Origin of the sequence: Collinsella sp. AF11-11 (assembly GCF_003465485.1) — a bacterium.
GTDB lineage: Bacteria > Actinomycetota > Coriobacteriia > Coriobacteriales > Coriobacteriaceae > Collinsella.
This window is the reverse complement of record NZ_QSAS01000001.1, coordinates 42633-58244: the sequence shown is the minus strand read 5'-3', so window position 1 is coordinate 58244 and position 15612 is coordinate 42633. Positions and strand designations below refer to the sequence as shown.

Annotated in this window: 12 protein-coding genes and 2 tRNA genes; 12 read left to right on the top strand and 2 right to left on the bottom strand. The window is 61.8% G+C overall.

Annotated elements, in window-relative coordinates:
• Positions 1-36 precede the first annotated feature (36 nt).
• The 4 genes from DWV58_RS00235 (at position 37) to DWV58_RS00220 (ending at position 4123) form a co-directional block, all read left to right on the top strand.
• Positions 37-2172, top strand: coding sequence for a ribonuclease R family protein (locus DWV58_RS00235; RefSeq protein WP_117775817.1), 2136 nt, complete (start codon positions 37-39; stop codon positions 2170-2172).
• Positions 2173-2349: 177 nt separating this feature from the next.
• Complete coding sequence (locus tag DWV58_RS00230) at positions 2350-2955, top strand: recombinase family protein (protein ID WP_117775816.1); 606 nt, start codon at positions 2350-2352, stop codon at positions 2953-2955.
• A gap of 104 nt (positions 2956-3059) precedes the next feature.
• Positions 3060-3641 (top strand): VanZ family protein, encoded by a 582-nt coding sequence (locus DWV58_RS00225; protein WP_158551657.1) that lies wholly within the window; start codon positions 3060-3062, stop codon positions 3639-3641.
• 122 nt (positions 3642-3763) lie between these two features.
• Positions 3764-4123 carry an arsenate reductase family protein gene (locus DWV58_RS00220; protein ID WP_117775815.1) on the top strand — a complete coding sequence of 120 codons (360 nt, stop codon included), beginning with the start codon at positions 3764-3766 and terminating at the stop codon, positions 4121-4123.
• Positions 4124-4195: 72 nt separating this feature from the next.
• Here the strand turns inward: DWV58_RS00220 and DWV58_RS00215 are convergent, their stop codons facing one another.
• A complete protein-coding gene (locus DWV58_RS00215) occupies positions 4196-4606 on the bottom strand; it encodes a hypothetical protein (RefSeq protein WP_117629499.1) in 411 nt (136 codons plus the stop codon).
• 266 nt (positions 4607-4872) lie between these two features.
• Here DWV58_RS00215 and DWV58_RS00210 point away from each other — a divergent pair.
• The 6 genes from DWV58_RS00210 to DWV58_RS00185 all read left to right on the top strand — a co-directional run bounded on the left by DWV58_RS00210 (position 4873) and on the right by DWV58_RS00185 (position 7460).
• Positions 4873-4946: transfer RNA gene (locus DWV58_RS00210), tRNA-Gln, on the top strand.
• 17 nt (positions 4947-4963) lie between these two features.
• Positions 4964-5040: transfer RNA gene (locus DWV58_RS00205), tRNA-Glu, on the top strand.
• A 97-nt stretch (positions 5041-5137) separates the two neighbouring features.
• Positions 5138-6055, top strand: a complete 918-nt coding sequence (locus DWV58_RS00200) for a hypothetical protein (protein ID WP_117564212.1) — start codon at positions 5138-5140, stop codon at positions 6053-6055.
• A complete protein-coding gene (gene smpB / locus DWV58_RS00195) occupies positions 6045-6515 on the top strand; it encodes an SsrA-binding protein SmpB (protein WP_006235325.1) in 471 nt (156 codons plus the stop codon). The genes DWV58_RS00200 and smpB overlap by 11 nt, the downstream gene beginning before the upstream one ends.
• 208 nt (positions 6516-6723) lie before the next feature.
• Positions 6724-7227: a flavin reductase family protein gene (locus DWV58_RS00190; RefSeq protein WP_055251877.1), complete on the top strand. Its 504-nt coding sequence runs from the start codon at positions 6724-6726 to the stop codon at positions 7225-7227.
• An 89-nt stretch (positions 7228-7316) separates the two neighbouring features.
• On the top strand, positions 7317-7460 hold the full coding sequence (locus DWV58_RS00185; RefSeq protein WP_055251878.1) for a rubredoxin-like domain-containing protein: 144 nt from the start codon (positions 7317-7319) through the stop codon (positions 7458-7460).
• Positions 7461-7767: 307 nt separating this feature from the next.
• Here DWV58_RS00185 and DWV58_RS00180 read toward each other — a convergent pair whose 3' ends face one another.
• On the bottom strand, positions 7768-9060 hold the full coding sequence (locus tag DWV58_RS00180; protein ID WP_233540461.1) for an Nramp family divalent metal transporter: 1293 nt from the start codon (positions 9058-9060) through the stop codon (positions 7768-7770).
• Between the two features lie 326 nt (positions 9061-9386).
• Here DWV58_RS00180 and gltB point away from each other — a divergent pair, with 326 nt between their 5' ends.
• Both gltB and DWV58_RS00165 read left to right on the top strand, forming a co-directional pair.
• The gene (gene gltB, locus DWV58_RS00170; protein WP_117775813.1) at positions 9387-14084 is read left to right on the top strand and encodes a glutamate synthase large subunit; all 4698 of its coding nucleotides are present in this window, start codon (positions 9387-9389) and stop codon (positions 14082-14084) included.
• Positions 14085-14089: 5 nt separating this feature from the next.
• On the top strand, positions 14090-15571 hold the full coding sequence (locus tag DWV58_RS00165; protein WP_117775812.1) for a glutamate synthase subunit beta: 1482 nt from the start codon (positions 14090-14092) through the stop codon (positions 15569-15571).
• Positions 15572-15612 lie beyond the last annotated feature (41 nt).

Genomic DNA, 15612 nt, shown 5'->3' with positions numbered 1-15612 from the left:
CTCTTTGGAGTTCGTCATCGATAGCAAGGAGGCGCCATGGGGCGCAATAACAAGCATAAGCGCGGTGCTCGCAATAAGCGTGGGCCGGTGCGCAGCGAACGCCGTCCGAGCCTGACCGGGCGCGTGCAGCTCCATGAGCATGGCGCCTATGTCATAACCGAGAGCGGCGACTACAAGGTTATGGGCCGCGGTAAGCGCGAGATCATGGATGGCGATACCGTTGCCGTGAGCATTAAGAATAGCCCGCACGGTGAGCGGCGCGCCGTGATCGAAGGCGTGGTTGAGCGCGCAGCCATAAGCGTGGTGGGTACGTATCAGACCGCTGGTCCGCTCGGTGTGATCGAGCCGCTCGATTCGCGCCTGAAGGCCGACTTCTTCATTCTGCCCGAGGATACCTCGGCGGATCGTCTGGGCGTCCACCCGGGTGATGCCGTTGTCGCGCGCATTTTGACCTACCCGACGCGCCTGGAATCGGGCACCGTGACGATCGAACGCCGCATTGGCGGAGATGACGCGCCCGATTTGGGCGTTCAATACGTGATGGCGCGTTACGGCTATACCGATAGCTATCCCGAGGCCGCGCTGGACGAGGCCGAGGGGCTTTCGCTCGATGTGTCCGCGGCGCTTAAGGACCCGCTCCGCCGCGATCTGCGCGACCGCTTTGTCATCACGATCGACCCGGTCGACGCGCGCGACTTTGACGATGCCATTTCGCTTGAGCGCACGCCCGAGGGTGGCTACAAGCTGGGTGTGCATATCGCTGACGTTTCTCACTATGTGGCTTGGGACGGGCATATCGATCTTGAGGCTCGCCATCGTACGACATCGGTGTATCTGGCCGATCGCGTGCTTCCCATGCTGCCCGAACGCCTGTCCTGTGACCTATGCTCGCTTCGCCCTGACGAGGACCGTCTTGCGTTTACCGTTGACATTGAGCTCGATGCGCAGGGTCGCGTGCGGCATTACGATCCGTACCCCAGCGTGATTCGCTCGCGTGTGCGTATGGACTATGACGGCGCCGAGGCGCTGCTGGTGCGTGCCGACGCTGTTGAGTATTCGGTGCTGGAAGGCGCCGCTGAGGATGTTGCGGCTGCTGAGGCCTCGCGCGAGGAGGCGCTTGAGCGCGGTCTTGCGTGCGAGGAAACTGCTCGCGGCTATAACGTCGACCTCGGCGATTTCCTTGTCGCCGCCAACGAACTCGCCGAACTTCGCCGTCGTATTCGTCGTGCCCGCGGCTCAGTCGATTTTGACACGGCCGAGATTCGCGCTCTATTGGATGAGGACGGAGTGCCCGTGCAGATTGTGGCGCGCGAGCGTTCGTGTGCCACGTCGCTTATCGAGGAAGCTATGCTACTCGCCAACGAGTGCGTTGCAGAGTGGCTGGCAGACCGTGATATCGAGGCCTGCTATCGCGTGCATGAGGATCCGAGCCCCGATAGCCTGCACGGTGCCGCCGTTGCGCTGGCGCAGCTGGGCATCATCGACGATCGCCGTGCTGCCGGTATTGCCCTGGGGAGTCCCGATGAGCTGCAGGCTGCAGTTGATGCTGCCGCCGGTACGGCAAACGCACCGCTCGTCAACACGCTGCTTCTGCGCAGCATGCAGCGTGCGCTGTACAAGCCGCGCAACGAGGGCCACTTTGCGCTCGCCGCGCCGTGCTACTGTCACTTTACGAGTCCCATCCGTCGCTATCCCGATCTGGTGGTGCACCGCGTGCTCAAACTGCAGTTGGCCTATGAACAGCTTGGCGGCAAGGACGCCTTGGTCCGTACGCCGCGACTGATCGGCAAGGGGCGCGAGTCGCTGCCGCGCATTCTGCCGCAGATCTGCCGCGCATGCAGCGATGCCGAGCGTGCGGCCGATGCCGCCAGCCATGCGACGCAAAAGATCAAGATTGCCCAGTACTATGAGGACCGTCTGGGCGAGCGCTATGCCGGATCCGTCTCGTGGGTTAGCAGCATGGGCCTCTTTGTGCGCTTGGACCTGACGCAGGTCGAAGGCTTGGTTTCGATCAAGAGCCTGGGCAACGAGTGGTTCGAGTTCGACGAGGATGCGCTCACGCTCACAGGTGCCGACACGGGGACTCGCTATGAACTGGGCCAGCGCGTGATTATCGAGGTCTCGCGCGTCAATACCACGCGTGGGCACTTGGACTTTAAGCTTATCCATTAGCCAAATCTCGACTCATGACGGGAGAGCGGAGGGCGGTCTTTCGGGGCCGCCCTCCGCATTTGGATCATGGCTACCTTGCCGTCTGCACGGCCGCCCGCTTACCTGCTATTGGAGAGGTAAATCCTACCAAAATAAACCTGTCCCTTTTTGGCAGGTTTACAAGAAAGCGGGGATGAGATGGCGACGGTGTACGGTTATGCGCGGGTGAGTTCGCGCGATCAGAATCTTAATCGGCAGTTGGATGCGCTGGGCGCCTATGGCGTGGGCTCGGCGAATATTTATGCCGACCATGCGAGCGGCAAGGACTTCGATCGCCCGCGGTATCGCGATCTGCTGCACGTCCTGGGAGACGGGGACGTGCTGGTGGTGCTTTCTATCGACCGACTTGGTCGTAATTACTCCGAGATTCTTGAGGAATGGCGACGCATTACCAAGGAGCTCGGGGTTGCCATTGTGGTGTTGGACATGCCATTGCTTGACACGCGCGCCAGGGCCAGCGGCGCGCCGGATGTGACCAACACCCTGATTGCCGATATTGTGCTGCAACTGCTGAGCTACGTGGCGCAGGTGGAGCGCGAGAATATCCATCGGCGCCAAGCGGAGGGAATTGCAGCGGCGCGGGCGCGAGGGGTCCGTTTCGGTCGACCTCGCAAGCCGTGCCCTCCTCAGTTTGATCTGGTACGCGATAGCTATGAGGCGGGCAATATTACCCGCAGCCAGGCAGCAAAGTGCCTGGGCGTGTGCGTGGGGACGTTCGATCGCTGGATGCGCGAGGCGGGGTAGGGGTTTGCGTCGCTTTGTCGCTTCCTGTTGCGATTCAAATTTTGATACGGTGACGATGCCATTTGGGGCTACACTCGCTGATATTCAAAAAAGGAGGTAGGCCCTTGGCGCGCGTAAAACAAATAATCGGATGGACCGCGATCATTCTGTTCGCTGCAACGCTGGCGGGCATCTGGGTGCTGACGGAGCAAAATGCGGTGGAGACGTCGTTGCTGAGCGAGTCCACCGCGCGCGTGGTGGAGGGTCAGGCTACGGGCGTTCAGGCTGCCGATGTCGCGGGTGAAGCTCAGACCGAGAACGGGATGACCGGGGGCACCGATTCGGCTGCTTCGAATGTCCGGTCTGGCCGACTTGCTTCCATTCGCATGTGGGTGGGCACGAACGTCCGTCGCGTTGCCCATACCGTAGAGTTTTTCTTCGTCGGATTGTTCGCCTCGGTGGTCGTGGTTTGCTTTTCCAGGCGTCCTTGGAGCGTATGCTCCCGTTGCGTGCCCGTGTTGCTCTTTTGCGCCGTCTGCTCCGTTGGCGATCAGGTACATAAGATCTTTGTTCCCGGCAGGCATTTCGACGTTATCGATTTAGGATTCGATGCTGCGGGCTATGTCACCGCCATGCTGTTGGTATTGCTGGCAGCGGCGTTGGTGCGCTATGCGACTCGGCCGATCGGCGCCCATGCGAGGCGCTAGCCTTAAGACGAGACATCGCGACTGCCTATGCTTCGACATTGGCTACAATAACGGCTGCAATCGCGAGTGGTCGTCGATGTGCAGTTTTCCGGACACCTGTTTTCTCTAAGAAAGGAAATCCCATGACCGTACTGTTTGTTGAATATCCCAAGTGCTCGACCTGTAAGAAGGCCAAGGCATGGCTGGACGAACACGGGGTAGAGTATATCGACCGCGATATCGTTTTGGACAATCCCACGGCTGATGAGCTTGCGACCTGGATTGCTTGTTCGGGACTGCCGGTGCGGCGCTTCTTTAATTCGTCGGGCATGAAATATCGAGAGCTGGGCCTGAAGGCGCGTCTAGATGCGGGCATGACGGATCGGGAGTGCTACGAGCTGCTGGCGACCGACGGCATGCTGGTCAAGCGTCCGCTGTTGGTGGGCGACGACTTTGCGATTCCCGGCTTTAGGGAAGCAGCTTGGACCGAGGCGCTGCTGTAGCGGCTGCGGAAAGTGCGACCCGTTTTGAGCGCTCGGGGTGGGACGTGTTTTCCATCGGAGGGCTCGCTCGGCTCAATCCTTGAGCTGTGCCCATTCGTGCGGACCGTAGACCTTTACGTGCTTGTTGGGCTTGCCGCTCCAGTACTCCTCGTCCATAAAGGGCAGATATGCCTGAACACCGGGGCAGATAAAGGGAATCCGCTGCTGTTGCAGTCGCTCGCGTTGGCGCTGCTCCAGGTGCGCCTCGGATATGACAGTCGGCATACCGGACAGCTCGACGAGGCTTGCCTGGATTCGCTTAAGGTCGGGGAGTCCCGCGTGCCATGACATCCGCATGATCAAAAAGGATGCACGGCGGTATTTTGCCTGCATCACCGTGATGGCGGGGCGCAGGGTGGGATGGATTTTGTCCCGTTCGGGCCAAAGGTCAGCAGTGATCTCGAGGCCCAGGGTCTCCCATAGGTAATCAAGCTCTTCGTCCATGGCGCCTCGATATCTACGTGATCATTGATACTTCGATTGTGTTGCCTGGTGCTATCGTTTTCGCGGTAGAATCTGCCAACGGTTGACGGCTACCGCTCGCGGCGTTTTGCCCTTCGTGTGCAGCGGTCGACTTCACAGGTCCTTCACGTGTCGGCCGTATTTGACTGAATTTCAAAAAAGTCAAAATTAGGGCTTGCGTCACGGCGGGACTTCCCGTATATTTCTTTCTTGCGCAAAGGCACAGCCGAGCGCAGCGATGCAGTCATTGGGATGTCGTCTAATGGCAGGACAGCGGATTCTGGTTCCGTCAATGGGGGTTCGACTCCCTCCATCCCAGCCATTGCATTTGCTACATATGGCCCGTTCGTCTAGCGGTTTAGGACGCCGCCCTCTCAAGGCGGAGATCACCAGTTCGAATCTGGTACGGGCTACCAAAATTGAACGCCCGGGCCTCGTAAGAGACCCGGGTTTTGTGTATTGACCGATATTTAAGGCGCGCGTTGAGTCTGCCGCCCGGACCGAGGAGTTGTCATGGACCTGCCTATCAGCTTGGAAGACATCACGTATGCCGAGAACTATCTGGCGCAGGGCGACCTGGCTACGGCGACGCCGCTGCTTGAGCGTCTGGTGGAGCTCGCCGAGGAGTATATCGACGCTGAGTGCAAGACGGAGGAGAAGCGCCAGTACTTTAGCTTCGACAGCAAGTTTGAGCGCCTGGCCTATCGCCGCGTGGAGAAGGATCCGCGCGAGCTGGTGCAGGTCGAGGTTCCCTTTGACCGCCTGTACTCCGACATGGCGTTTGCCTACATTCGCCAGCAGGATTATGTGAGTGCTCGGAATGCCCTGATGCAGGCCGTGCGTTGGGATCCCATGAACTGCAACTATCGCTTGGACTTGGCCGAGCTGTTCCGCGCGCTCGAGGACAAGCAGGAGTGGGCATCGCTCTCGTTCTCGGTGCTGGAGCGCGCGAGCGACGGTAAGTGCGCCGCACGTGCCTACACCAACTTGGGTCAGTACTTCTTGGAGCCCGAGACCGAGAACATTTCGGCAGCCGTGGGCTGCGCGCGTCTGGCGCTGCGCCTGGCGCCCAATGATGCGCATACGACGCGCCTGCTCAACAAGATCCATACCACCTATCCGGATGCCGCGGACGAGAGTGACGACCATGTGATGGGTGAGCTCGCCCTGCAGGGCGTGCCGACCTCGCCTTCGGCCGAGATCGCCATCTGCCTGATCATGTGCGCGACCGATGCTGCAAGCGACGGCGACAAGCAGGAGGCTACGCGTCTGACGGTGCGTGCTCGCGATTTGGTGGGCGAGGAGGCCTGCGCGGCGATTATCAAGCTGGTGCGCGAGAGCGATGCCGAGCTTAATGCCGAGCGCAGGGCAAAGCGCGAGGCTGCGGGTTCAAACGCCGATGGCGCCAAGGAGGCCGGCGATGCCCAGTAAGCGCGAGCGCAAGCTCATTTCCAAGAATCGCTCGGCACATCACGAGTACTTTATCGATGAGACGTTTGAGTGCGGTATTGAGCTGAGCGGTACCGAGGTCAAGTCGATTCGCGAGCGCGCGTGCCAGATTACCGATACCTTCGCACTGATTCGTGGTGGGGAGTGCTGGCTCGTCGGCCTGCATATCCACCCTTATAGCCATGGTGGCGTGTGGAATCGCGATCCCGACCGTCGGCGCCGTCTGCTGCTGCACCGCAAGGAGATCGACTTTCTTGACGGCAAACTTCGCAACCGCGGCTATGCGCTGGTGCCGCTGGAGCTCTACTTTAATACCGACGGCCGCGTAAAGCTGCTGCTGGGCCTAGGCCGCGGCAAGAAGCTTTACGACAAGCGCGAGGATATGGCCAAGCGCGATGTCCAGCGCGAGATCGACCGCGCCCTCAAGGAGCGCAATCGCTAGGCGTTCTGTATAAGTTGCGGTGGAATACGGACTGTTTTGCCTGTTTGAGGGGCTATTCAGTCCTTATTTCACCGCAACTGCGGGCGTCTCATCTTGCTTATACTGTTTTGACACATATGTCTCAAAGGTGGTGTCCGTTGTGGACGCCGCCTTTTTTGTGGGTACATACATCCATGAGGTTCCAACCCGGGTTAGGGGAGTGATTGTTATGGACAAAACTGCGTTCTTTACCATGCCGAGCGGTCTGTACGTGGTGAGCGCCGCGGCAGACGGGCTGCGCGCCGGCTGCGTCATCAACACTGCGGTGCAGGTGACGTCCATGCCGCCGCGCATTTCGGTTGCCGTGAACAAGGACAACGTCACCTCGGGCGTCATCGCTTCGGCCAAAGCGTTCGCGCTGACCGTGATCGATCAGACCGCCGATATGCTCTACATCGGTAACTTTGGGTTCCGCACCAGCAGCGATTATGACAAGTTTGCCAAATACGAGACCCGCGAGACGGCTCTGGGCATGCCCTATGTGCCCGAGCACGCGGCGGCCCTGTTTAGCTGCCATTTGATCGACACTGTGGATGTTGGCACGCATCTACTGTTTATCGGCGAGGTCGAGGATGCCGAGCGCTTGAGTGACGAGACGCCGCTCACCTACGATTACTACCATAAGGTCCTGAAGGGCAAGACGCCTCCGAAGGCGTCCTCGTATCAAGGCTAGAAATGTTTTAAAAATACTTGCATTATATTATTGAGAATCTATACTGATAAATGAAGTACATCACCAGTCGCGTTTGAGAGGAGAACATCATGGCTGAGGAGAAGAAGACGTATAAGTTCGTGTGCGTCGTTTGCGGTTACGAGGTTGAGGTCGATACGCCCGAGCTGCCCGAGGATTATGTGTGCCCGGTGTGCGGCGTCGGTCCCGATCAGTTTGAGCTCGTCGAGGAGTAGCTCGCAGACACACGGCGAAAGCCGAACATAGCTCTGTCCAAGGGCCTCGGTCGAATTCTCGGCCGGGGCCCTTTTCCTCCGCCCCCAAGGGATCACGGTTGCTGTTGGCCGATCCTGTCTGTTGTGAGTCCGGCCGACCTTTTGTCTCAATCTGTAACATCTAACGGTGGAAATTGGGCCCACTTGTTACATATCGAGACAAACCAAAACCGTCCGGCAGAAGATCTCAATCTGTAACATCTAGACATCGAAAGCGGGTCTAGATGTTACAGATCGAGACGTTTGCCTGAGTAGGTGCCCCGCCCCATTACATCCCTGTCAACAACACGACATCGAGAATCGTCACGATGGCACCGATCCCTACGAGCAGCGCGTTGAGCGGGCGCGAATTGGCATATTTGCCCATGACGCGGCGTGAGCTGGTGAGCCGTATGAGCACAAAGACCGTAATCGGCAGCTGAAGCGACAGCAGCGCCTGACTCCAGATGAGACCTTCAAAAGGATTTGGGACGACCAGGCACGCCGTCACTGCGCCGACGAAACAGGCCGCCACCCCGATCGAGGAATGTCGGTCGTGGATGTCGTATTCCTCGTCGAACATGCCCGCGGTGATGGTGCCCGCCGCCATGCCCGCCGTCACACTACTCGAGAGGCCCGCAAACAGCAGCGCTACCGCAAAGATGGTCGAGCTCGCCGGGCCCAAGATGGGGGAGAGCGTGGCCGCTGCGACGGCGAGGTCGTCTACGACCATGCCGTGCGCAAAGAAGGTCGTTGCGGCAAGGATGACCATGGCCGAGTTGATTGCCCAGCCCACGCCCATCGAAAAGAGCGTGTCGAAGAGCTCGTAGCGCAGACGTTCTTCGATAACCTGCTCGCCTTGGCCTTCGAAGTGCATGGATTGGATGACCTCGGAGTGCAGAAAAAGGTTGTGTGGCATAACGACCGCACCCAGAACGCTCACGATAATCGCGGCAGAGCCAGTGGGCATACTAGGCGTGATCCAGCTTGCGGCGGCTTGCGGCCAGTCGACCTTGACTAGTGCAAGCTCGGCCAAAAACGAGAGTCCTACCACGCCTACGAAGGCGATGATCCAGCGTTCGGCATGCTTGTAGGAGTTCGTCATGAGCATCGCCATCGATACTGCCGCCACGATGACGCAGCCCGCGCGCACGGGCAGCCCAAAGAGCATTTGAAGGGCAATCGCGCCACCCAGGACTTCGGCCATGGCGGTGGCGACAGTCGCGAGATAGGCGCTGGCGAGCACGGCACGTCCCGCGGGGCGGGGCAGGAAGCGAGTCGTGGCCTCGGCAAGACAGGCGCCCGTGGCGATGCCCAAGTGCGCCGCGTTGTGCTGCAGGACGATGAGCATAATCGTGGACAGCGTGACGATCCACAGCAGCGCGTAGCCAAACTGCGAGCCCGCGGCCATATTGGAGGCCCAGTTGCCCGGGTCGATAAAGCCGACGGTGACGAGCAGCCCGGGGCCGATATGCCGCGCAATGTCTAGGCCTCCGTGACCACCGGTGCGTCGGGAGCCAAAGCGTTGTTTGAGATGGTTGAGCATGGTGCGCTCCTGCGTGCCGTTTGTTTGACGCCACAAAGGATACCCGCTTTAGACTCGAAAGTTAACCAAGACTAACAAAATTGCCGTATTTGAATGGGATGGTGAAAGGGGCTGCCGAAATGTCTCGATCTGTAACATCTAGGCGCCAAAATCGGCTCCTCCTGTTACAGATTGAGATGTTTGAAGCGGTGAGCTTACGGACCGAACCTGGGGCCCTTGTTGTCGTCCTTGAGGTCGGCGGTACCCACTCGTGGGGCGCGCGTTACGCGATTGTTTCGAAACGGGCGGGAAACACAACGATGCCCTGATGCTCCTACTATGCCTATTCAACTGACTGTCTAAATATCTAGGGGAGGATCGCGATGCAGGCAGATTCCGCTCAGCAGCAGGGCCTTTATCGCCCCGAATTCGACCACGATGCATGTGGCATCGGCGCGCTTGCCGATATCAACGGTGAGCGCCATCACCAGATTCTGGACGATGCACTGTCCATTCTGGTCAACTTGGAGCACCGCGGCGGCACGGGACTCGAGAAGAACACCGGCGACGGCGCTGGCATCCTGTTCCAGGTTCCGCATCACTTTTTCCGTAAAGAGGCTCAAAAGTGCGGCCAGATTCTGCCGGCAGAGGGCGACTATGGCGTGGCAATGCTGTTCTTCCCGCAGGACGACAAGGGCGTAGAGGATGCCCGCCGCGTGTTTGAGGAAGGCTGCGCCGAGGCCGGCGTGCCGCTGCTCTTTTGGCGCGAGGTGCCGGTCGACCCGCACGACCTGGGCGAGACGACCCGCGCCTGCATGCCCACCATCTTGCAGGCTTTCCTGGGCCGCCCCGACGACACGCCCGCCGGCGATGCCTTTGAGCGTCGCCTGTACGTGTGCCGTCGCACCATCGAAAAGAAGGCCGACGCCGAGTTTGCCCTGCGCGACAAGATCTTCTACGTGTGCTCTATGAGCTCGCGCACCATCGTGTACAAGGGCATGCTGGTCGCCACGCAGATGCGCCGCTTCTTCATCGACCTCAACGACGCCGCCGTCAAGACGGCTGTGGCGCTCGTCCACTCGCGCTACTCCACCAACACCACGCCCAGCTGGGAGCGCGCGCACCCCAACCGCTTTATCATCCATAACGGCGAGATCAACACCCTCAAGGGCAACGTCAACTGGATCCGCGCCCGCGAGCCCAACCTGTACAGCCCTGTGCTGCAGCACGACCTTGAGCGCGTGATGCCTATCATCAACCGCGAGGGTTCCGACTCCGCGATTCTGGACAACGTGCTCGAGTTTTTGGTCATGAACGGCCGTCCGCTCACGCGTGCCGCGTCCATGTTGCTGCCCGAGCCGTGGGACCACAACGACAACCTGAGTGAGGAGCGCCGCGCCTACGACGCTTACCAGTCCATGCTCATGGAGCCGTGGGATGGTCCTGCCGCTATCGCCTTTACCGATGGCCGTACCCTGGGCGCCGCCCTCGACCGTAACGGCCTGCGTCCCGCCCGCTATTATGTGACGCGCGACGGTCGCTTTATGCTGGCAAGCGAGGTGGGCACCATCGAGGTGAGCCCCGAGAACATCCTGACGAGCGGCTGTCTGGGGCCGGGCCAGATGCTCGAGGTCGATTTTGCCCGCGGGCGCGTCATCTACAACGACGAGCTGCGCGCCCGTTACGCCAAGGAAAAGCCCTACCGTGATTGGATTGCCGAGGAGACGCTGACCGTCGACGTGCTCGATAGGCCTGCCGCGGCAACGCCCGCCGAGGACGCCGAGGTACCCGCCGCCGTGCGCATGGCCAAGCTCGGCTATCACTGGGATGATGTCGACGAGGTCGTGCGCCCTATGGCCCAGCAGGGCAAGGCCCCGCTCGCCTCGATGGGCATCGATGCGCCGCTGGCCTGCCTGTCCAAAAAGACGCGCTCGTTCTACGACTATTTCTATCAGCTGTTCGCTCAGGTCACAAACCCGCCGATCGACGCCCTGCGCGAGCACATGGTGACTTCGACCACGCTCTACCTGGGCAACCACGGTAACCTGCTCGAGGACTCCCGTACGGCCTGCCAGCTGGTTCGCTTGGAGCGACCGCTGCTGAGCAAGGAGGAGTTTGACCGCATTTGCGCCATCGACCGCGTGGGCTTTAAGACCCGCCGTTTTCGTGCCGTGTACCGCCGCAATGCCGGCGAGGGTGCGCTGCAGGCTGCGCTCAAGCAGCTTGCAGAGGACGTTGAGGCTGCGGTGCGCGATGGCGTGAACATCGTGGTGCTGAGCGATCGCGCCACTGCGGGCGAGGTCCCCGTGCCGTCGCTGCTCGCCGTGGGTTGCGTGCACAACCATCTGATCCGTGCCGGCGTGCGCACCTTTGCCGATATCGTGGTGGAGTGCGGCGACGCCGTGTCCCCGCACGACTTTGCGGCGCTGGTGGGCTACTCCGCGAGCGGCATCTATCCGTATAACGCGCATGCGTGCATCCGCGATCTGGCGGCACACGGCGACCTGGACGTGACGGCCGAGCAGGGCATCGCCAACTACAACAAGGCTGCGACCGCCGGCATCGTCTCCATCATGTCCAAGATGGGCATCTCCACGGTGCAGAGCTACCATTCGGCGCAAATCTTCGAGGCCGTGGGCTTTACGCCGGAGTTCGTCAACGCGTACTTTGCCGGCACGGTGAGCCGTGTGGGCGGTATGGGTGTCGAGGACGTCGAGCGCGAGCAAAACGAGCGCTACGACGCCGCGCTCGCTATCCTTAAGAGCCCGGCTCCCGATCAGCTGCCCACGCTGGGTCTGACCAAGTGGCGCCCGCTCGGCGGCGAGGAACACCTCATCGACCCCCAGGTCGTCTACCTGCTGCAGACCGCCTGCCGTGAGGACAGCTACGACACCTTTAAGGAGTACAGCGCCCGTCTGCACCGCACCGGTCGTGCCGTGCGCCTGCGCGACTTGCTCGACTTTAATGCCAGCGGCCGCACGCCGGTGGCACTCGACGAGGTGGAGCCCGCGCTCAACATCGTCCGCCGCTTTAACACCGGCGCCATGTCGTACGGTTCCATCAGCAAAGAGGCGCACGAGTGCATGGCCATCGCCATGAACCGCCTGCACGGCCGTTCCAACTCCGGCGAGGGCGGTGAGGATCCGCGTCGCGAGACCCCGCTGGCTAACGGTGATTCCAAGAACTCCGCGATCAAGCAGGTGGCAAGTGCGCGCTTTGGCGTGACGAGCCGCTACCTGTGCAGCGCCTTCGAGATCCAGATCAAGATGGCCCAGGGCGCCAAGCCCGGCGAGGGCGGTCACCTGCCCGGCAAGAAGGTCTACCCCTGGATTGCCGAGGTCCGTCAGTCCACGCCCGGCATCGGCCTGATCTCGCCTCCGCCGCATCACGACATCTACTCTATCGAAGACCTGGCCGAGCTCATCTTCGACCTTAAGAACGCCAACCCCGGCGCGCGCGTGTCGGTCAAGCTGGTCAGCGAGGCCGGCGTCGGCACCATCGCCACCGGTGTGGCCAAGGGTGCTGCCGACAAGATCTTGATCAGTGGCCACAACGGCGGCTCGGGTGCCGCTGCGCGCGACTCTATCTGGCATGCGGGACTGCCGTTGGAACTTGGCCTTGCCGAGGCCCAGCAGACGCTGCTGCAAAACGGCCTGCGCTCACGCGTGGTGCTCGAGGCCGACGGCAAGCTCATGGACGGCACCGATGTTGCCGTCGCCTGCCTGCTGGGCGCCGAGGAGTTTGGCTTTGCGACCATGCCGCTCATCTCGATGGGCTGCTTCATGCAGCGCGACTGCCAGCAGGATACCTGCCCCGCCGGCATCGCGACGCAAAACTGTCGCCTGCGTCGCGGCTTCCGCGGCAAGCCCGAGCATGTCGAGCACTTTATGCTCTTTGTTGCCGAGCAGCTGCGCGAGGTCATGGCGAGCCTGGGCTTCCGCACCGTCGACGAGATGGTCGGCCATCCCGAGTGCTTGCGCCAGATCGAGGTCCCGGGCAACCGCAAGGCTAACCTGCTCGATCTGTCGCCCGTGCTGGCGAGCGCGACCTGCGAGTTCGGTGCCCACATCTCGGGTGCCGACGGCCGTCACTTCCTGCCCCAGATGGCTGCGGACAGCGAGCTCGACAAGACGCTCGACTCCACGCTGTTTGTGCCTTACACGGCCGACGCTCGCGCGCACCTGCGCCCGATTCGCTTCCGCGCCGATATCGCCAACGTCAACCGCTGCGTGGGCACTATCCTGGGCAACGCGGTGACCAAGGCACATCCCGAGGGCCTGCCCGCCGGCTCCATCACCATCGATTGCGATGGTTCGGCCGGTCAGAGCTTTGGCGCCTTCCTGCCGCGCGGCATTACGCTCAACGTGTGCGGCGACGCCAACGACTACTTTGGCAAGGGCCTTTCGGGCGGCGAGGTGTCGGTGCGCCCCAACCCGCATGCGACCTACAAGTTCGACGAAAACATCATCGTGGGTAACGTTGCGTTCTTTGGCGCCACGAGCGGCCACGGCTTCATCAACGGCCTGGCCGGCCAGCGCTTTGGCGTACGCAACTCCGGTGCCACCGTGGTGGTCGAGGGCTGCGGCAACCACGGCTGTGAGTACATGACGGGCGGCCTGGCGCTCATCCTGGGCGAGGTCGGGCAGAACTTTGCCGCCGGCATGACGGGCGGCGTGGCCTATGTCTTTGACCAGTACGGCACGCTCGATGCCCGCGTGAACCACGAGAGCGTTGAGCTCAAGGCCCCGACGGCCGGCGAGCTGGCGCAGATTCGCGAGCTCATCCAGGAGCACGTGGACGCGACACAGAGCCCACGCGGCATTAAGCTGCTCTACAGCTTTGAGACGATGAGCAAGCACTTTGTGAAGGTCATTCCGACCGAGTACGAGCGTGTGCTGGCGATTGTCGCTGCGAGCGAGGCCGTCGGCAAGACGCATGCGCAGGCAGAGGAGCTGGCGTTTGACATTGTGACCGGTCGCGCGAGCGCCGCGGATGTCGCTCGCTTCGATATTGCGGGCGGTGCTGCGGGTGCTGCGTCCGTGGCCGCCAGCTCTGTTGCTTCGACCAAGAAGGAGGCGTAAGTGCTATGGGTAAGCCCGGTGCTTTTCTTGATATCGATCGCGTGACCCACGAGCTTCGCCCCGTGGAGGAGCGCAGCCGCGATTTCGATCCGCTGTACGTGGAGCTTGACGACGATGCACGCCGTGCCCAGGCGAGCCGCTGCATGATGTGCGGCGTGGCGTTTTGCCAGATGGGCGCGAGCTTTGGCAAGGCACGCCCGAGCGGCTGCCCGCTGCACAACCTGATTCCCGAGTGGAATGAGTTGGTGTACCGCGGCCGCTGGGACGAGGCGGCCGAGCGCCTGTCGCTCACCTCGCCCATGCCCGAGTTCACGAGCCGCGTGTGCCCGGCGCTGTGCGAGGCCGCGTGCAACCTGGGTTCGGTCGATGGCCAGCCCACGACGATCCATGACAACGAACGTGCGATCAGCGACCATGAGTGGGCCAACGGCGGTCCGCGCCGCTTTGAGCCGGCGGGGGAGGATGCGCCCACGGTCGCCGTGGTTGGTTCTGGACCGGCTGGCCTGGTGGCAGCATGGGAGCTTGCACGTCGCGGTGCCCGCGTGACGGTGTTTGAGCGCGACGACCGCCCCGGCGGCCTACTCATGTACGGCATTCCCAACATGAAGCTCGAGAAGTCTGTGGTCGAGCGTCGTGTGGCGCTCATGCGCGAGCTGGGTATTGTGCTTGAGCTGGGTGCCGACGTGACGGACCCTGCGGTGGCGGCCAAGCTCAACGGCTTTGACGCTGTGGTGGTGGCTGCTGGCGCCCGTGCCCCGCGCGGTCTTTCGGCTACGAACGTGGACGCCCCGGGCGTGGTGTACGCCGTGGACTATCTGACGGCTTCGACCGTGTCGGTTCTCGACGGCGGCGAGCTCGCGGTCGATGCGCGTGGCCTGGACGTTGTGGTCATTGGCGGCGGCGATACCGGTAACGACTGTGTGGGTACCGCGGTGCGTCAGGGCGCGCGCAGCGTGCGCCAGTTTGAGTTCTTGCCGGCTGCGCCCGATAAGCGCGCGGCGAGCAACCCCTGGCCGCAGTGGCCCAACGTTAAGAAGACCGACTACGGCCAGCAGGAGGCTATCGCTGCGATGGGTGGTGAGATGCGTGCCTGGGGCGTGGATACGCTCGAGGTGCTGTTGGACAAGAAGGGTGCGGCTGCGGGTCTGCGCGTGGTCGATCTGGACTGGTCGGCGGGAAAGCCCGAGCGCATCGCGGGCTCCGAGCACGAGGTGCCGGCGCAGCTGGTGCTCATTGCCTGCGGCTTTACGGGTCCGGAGCACAGCGTGTTCGATGTGGTGAGCGTGCCTGTCGCCACCGCTGGCCGTCCGCTGCCGGTGATGGCTGCCGAGGGCTCGCATCTTGCGGCGCGTGTCGACGGCGTCGCCGCGGATGCCGCGCCGGTGTATGTTGCCGGTGACGCTCGCAACGGCAGCTCGCTCGTGGTGAACGCTATGGCCGACGCCCTGGCCTGCGCAGCCGAAGTCGCCGACGCGCTGAAGCTGTAAAGTAGTCATTTAAGAACGTCCCCAATGACTGGTCATTTTTG